Source organism: Nocardioides sp. (assembly GCF_036401255.1).
Taxonomy (GTDB): Bacteria; Actinomycetota; Actinomycetes; order Propionibacteriales; family Nocardioidaceae; genus Nocardioides.
In genome coordinates, this window is the sequence record NZ_DASWVI010000257.1 from 1 (window position 1) to 4,028 (window position 4,028).

5 protein-coding genes are annotated in these 4,028 nt (G+C 72.4%); 4 read left to right on the forward strand and 1 reads right to left on the reverse strand.

What is annotated here, in order from left to right; translation table 11 throughout:
* The 3 genes from VGD85_RS11745 to VGD85_RS11755 all read left to right on the forward strand — a co-directional run.
* Nucleotides 1–679 (forward strand): CocE/NonD family hydrolase C-terminal non-catalytic domain-containing protein (locus VGD85_RS11745; RefSeq protein WP_331063626.1); only part of this gene is annotated, 679 nt, incomplete at its 5' end.
* 41 nt (nt 680–720) lie between these two features.
* Nucleotides 721–1,761, forward strand: coding sequence for an L-threonine 3-dehydrogenase (gene tdh / locus VGD85_RS11750; protein ID WP_331063627.1), 1,041 nt, complete (start codon nt 721–723; stop codon nt 1,759–1,761).
* 7 nt (nt 1,762–1,768) lie between these two features.
* Entirely contained in the window at nt 1,769–2,962 is a 1,194-nt protein-coding gene (locus VGD85_RS11755; RefSeq protein ID WP_331063628.1) for a glycine C-acetyltransferase, read from the forward strand.
* A gap of 48 nt (nt 2,963–3,010) precedes the next feature.
* Here the strand turns inward: VGD85_RS11755 and VGD85_RS11760 are convergent, their stop codons facing one another.
* Entirely contained in the window at nt 3,011–3,520 is a 510-nt protein-coding gene (locus tag VGD85_RS11760) for a nuclear transport factor 2 family protein (protein ID WP_331063629.1), read from the reverse strand.
* A gap of 55 nt (nt 3,521–3,575) precedes the next feature.
* Between VGD85_RS11760 and VGD85_RS11765 the strand changes: the two genes are divergently transcribed.
* Nucleotides 3,576–4,028: helix-turn-helix domain-containing protein (locus tag VGD85_RS11765; protein WP_331063630.1), on the forward strand; the 453-nt coding region annotated here is incomplete at its 3' end.

The following is a 4,028-nucleotide window of genomic DNA, read 5'->3' on the forward strand; positions in this document are numbered from 1 at the left end:
GCCCTCGTCCCGGCGTCCCACGGCGGCGCGCGCCCGCAGCTACCGCGCGGACCCGGACGCGCTGCCGCGGACGACGTACTCCGGCTCGAGCTCCGGGATCTGGCAGGCCCACCCCGACTACGACTGGCGGCAGATCCCGGCGGGGACCGGCCTGGGCTGGGTCACCGCGCCGCTGCGCAAGGACGTCGTCGCGATCGGCACGGCGTCGGTCGACCTGTGGGTGCGCACCGCGGCGCTCGACACCGACCTCGAGGTGACGCTCAGCGAGGTCCGCCCCAGCGGGCGCGAGGTCTACGTGCAGTCGGGGTGGCTGCGGGTCAGCCACCGCCGGCTCGACCGGGCTCGCTCGACGGCCGTCTCGCCGGTGCACACCGACCTGGAGGCCGACGCCGCCCGGCTGCCGAAGGGCAGGTTCACCAAGGTCCGCGTCGAGGTCTTCCCGTTCGCCCAGGCGTTCCGCGAGGGCTCGAGACTGCGACTCACGGTCGATGCACCGGGCGGTGCGCGACCGCTGTGGGCGTTCGAGACCATCGCCCACGGCGAGCGGGTCTTCGTCGCCGCCGACCGCGTGCACCGCTCGCGGCTGGTGCTCTCGGTCGTCCCGGGCGTGCGGGTGCCCGCGAAGGCGCCGGCCTGTCGGTCGCTGCGCAGCCAGCCCTGCCGGACGTTCCGCGGCTAGCCGCCCGCGACCCCACCGGGCGCGCGGTGCAGGATGGGCACGTGCGCGCACTCGTGAAGACAACCGCCGGTCCCGGGCTCGAGCTCGTCGACGTCCCCGAGCCGGTCTGCGGCGACCGGGACGTGAAGATCCGGGTGCTGCGGGCCGGCCTGTGCGGCACCGACCTGCATCTCCTGGCGTGGGACGACTGGGCGGCCGCGACGGTGCACGCGCCGATGACGATCGGCCACGAGTTCTTCGGCGAGGTCGTCGAGGTGGGCGCCGACGTCGACCACATCCGTGTGGGCGACCGGGTCTCGGGGGAGGGCCACATCGTGTGCGGCGCGTGCCGCAACTGCCGGGCCGGGCGGCGCCAGCTGTGCATCCACACCATCGGTGTCGGGGTCAACCGCGACGGCGCGTTCGCCGACTACATCGTCATCCCGGCCACGAACGCCTGGGTCCAGCCCGCCGACCTCGACCCCGACCTGGGTGCCCTGTTCGACCCGCTCGGCAACGCCACCCACACCGCCTTGCAGTGGCCGGTCGTCGGCGAGGACGTCGTGATCACCGGAGCCGGTCCGATCGGCATCATGGCGACCGCGATCGTGCGCCATGCGGGTGCCCGGCGGATCGCGGTCACCGACCTCAGCCCGGAGCGGCTCGCGCTCGCCGCCCGGGCCGGGGCCGACCTGACCGTCGACGTGTCCCAGGGCCAGGACCTGGCCTGGGCGCAGGAGCGGCTCGGCATGCTCGAGGGGTTCGACATCGGCCTGGAGATGTCGGGCGCGCCGGCCGCGGTGCGGGACATGCTCGAGAACCTCAACCACGGGGCCCGGGTGGCGATGCTGGGACTGCCGCGGTCGACGTACGAGATCGACTGGGGGAAGGTCATCACGCACATGATCACGCTCAAGGGGATCTACGGCCGGGAGATGTTCGAGACCTGGTACCTCATGGGCTCGATGCTCGCGACGAGCCCGGGCCTGCGTGACGCCGTACAGTCCGTGATCACGTGGCGGGGGCCGGCGGAGGACTGGCAGGACGCCTTCGAGCACACCCGGTCCGGCACCGCCGGCAAGGCCGTCCTGGATTGGAGCTGAGGCGCAGATGTACGGAGACGTGAAGCAGCAGCTGGCCGCCACCCTGGCGGAGATCGAGGCGGCCGGGCTCTACAAGCGCGAGCGCGAGATCACCACCCCGCAGGCCGCCCACATCGGCACCACCGCGGGTGAGGCGCTGAACTTCTGCGCAAACAACTACCTCGGCTTCTCCGACCACCCCGAGGTCATCGCCGCGAGCAAGGCCGCGCTCGACATCTGGGGCTTCGGGATGAGCTCGGTGCGGTTCATCTGCGGCACCCAGACCCAGCACACCGAGCTCGAGCGGCGGCTCTCGGAGTTCCTCGGCACCGAGGCCACGATCCTCTACAGCTCGTGCTTCGATGCCAACGGCGGCGTGTTCGAGGTGCTGTGCGGCGAGGAGGACGCGATCGTCTCCGACGAGCTCAACCACGCCTCGATCATCGACGGCATCCGGCTGAGCAAGGCGGCGCGCTACCGCTACAAGAACGCCGACATGGCCGACCTGCGCACGCAGCTGGTCGCCGCCCGTGAGGCCGGTGCGCGGCGCGTGCTGATCGCGACCGACGGGGTGTTCTCGATGGACGGCAGCTATGCGCCGCTGCCCCAGATCTGCGACCTCGCCGACGAGTTCTCCGCGCTGGTGCTGGTCGACGACTCCCACGCCGTGGGGTTCGTCGGCGCCGGTGGGCGCGGCACCCCCGAGCTGTTCGGCGTGATGGACCGCGTCGACGTGATCACCGGGACGCTCGGCAAGGCGCTCGGCGGCGCGTCGGGCGGCTACGTGTCCTCCCACCAGGAGGTCGTGGACCTGCTGCGGCAGCGCTCGCGGCCGTACCTGTTCTCCAACTCGGTCGCGCCCGGCGTGGTCGCCGGCTCGCTGAAGGCGCTGGACCTGGTGACCTCCTCGAGCCAGGCGCGAGACACCCTCGCGGCCAACAGCGCGCTGTTCCGCTCGCTGATGACCGAGGCCGGGTTCGACCTCCTGCCCGGCACCCACCCGATCACGCCGGTGATGTTCCCCGGAGACGACGGCGCCCGGCTCGCCACCGCGATCGCCGACCACATGCTCGGCCAGGGGGTCTACGTGATCGCGTTCTCGTTCCCGGTGGTGCCGCGCGGCAAGGCGCGGATCCGGGTGCAGCTGTCGGCCGCGCACTCGGAGGCCGACGTACGTCGCTGTGTCGAGGCGTTCGTCGCCGCCCGGGACGCGGTGGCCTGACAGTCTCCTGACGTCGTCCGCGTAGGGTCGCGACCGCGGCGCCGCCGGTCAGCCGCCGAACGCCGCCATCCAGGCGTCGGCCTCGGGCGTGGTGCGGTCGTGCTGCCGAGCGACGCGGTACCACCGCTTGGTCGCGCGCAGGAACGTCGCCGGGTTGTAGACGTCCTCCTCGCGCGACCACAGTCCGTCGCCGGCGTAGGTGAGGATCGTGATGTTGCTGGCCCCGTGCCGCTCGCCGTCACCGGGGTCGGGCAGGTCGTTCCACACCTCGCACACGATCCGGCCACGCTCCTCGTCGACGACGTACCAGTCGATGGGGAAGTGCGGCATCGCGCTGCCGGGGAACGCCGTCATCGTGCGCACGATCCAGTCGCGGATCTCCGCGCGCCCGGTGAAGTCGCCGTAGGCATGCTCGCGGTACGTCGCATCCTCGGTGAACAGGTCCGCGAAGCGGGCCCAGTCGCCGGACCCGGCGATCCGCTCGACCTCGTCCTGGTAGTCGCGGAAGGCCGACTCCAGCTCCGCGCGCGGCCACGGTCCGGTCGAGGGGTTCGCCATGGAGGCGAGAGTAGGGGCCTTGCGCGAAAAGCGGAACACGTTCTAGTTTGGACAGGTGTCCAGTCCGACCGCCGAGCGCCTCCTCGAGGCCGGCCGCGACGAGCTGCGGGCTGTGGGCGCCGAGACCCTGACGATCCGCACGGTCGCCCAGCGTGCCGGCCTCTCGCCCGCGACGGCGTACACCTACCTGGCCTCGAAGAACCGGCTCTACGCCGAGCTGTTCTGGCGGTTCCTCCTCGAGGACGCCGACGTGCGGCCCGAGGGGATCGACCCGGTGGCCCGGGTGCAATGGGTCACCCGGCGGCTGGGTGAGCGGCTCGCGGCCGCGCCCGAGCTGGCTGCGGCGGTGACGCCGGCGCTGCTGTCGCGCGATCCCGAGGTCGAGGAGCTGCGGCGGCGCATCGGGGCCGAGCTGGTGCGGAGGTTCGCCGTGGCACTGGGCGGCGACGTCCGACCTGAGCTGGTCGACACGCTCACGCTGGCGTTCTCCGGCGCACTCCTGCAGGCG

What these genes read in the sequence shown, in the direction of transcription:
- VGD85_RS11755 (WP_331063628.1), top strand. Translation starts at nt 1,769, where the DNA reads ATGTACGGAGACGTGAAGCAGCAGCTGGCCGCCACCCTGGCGGAGATC.
- VGD85_RS11760 (WP_331063629.1), bottom strand. Translation starts at nt 3,520, where the DNA reads ATGGCGAACCCCTCGACCGGACCGTGGCCGCGCGCGGAGCTGGAGTCG.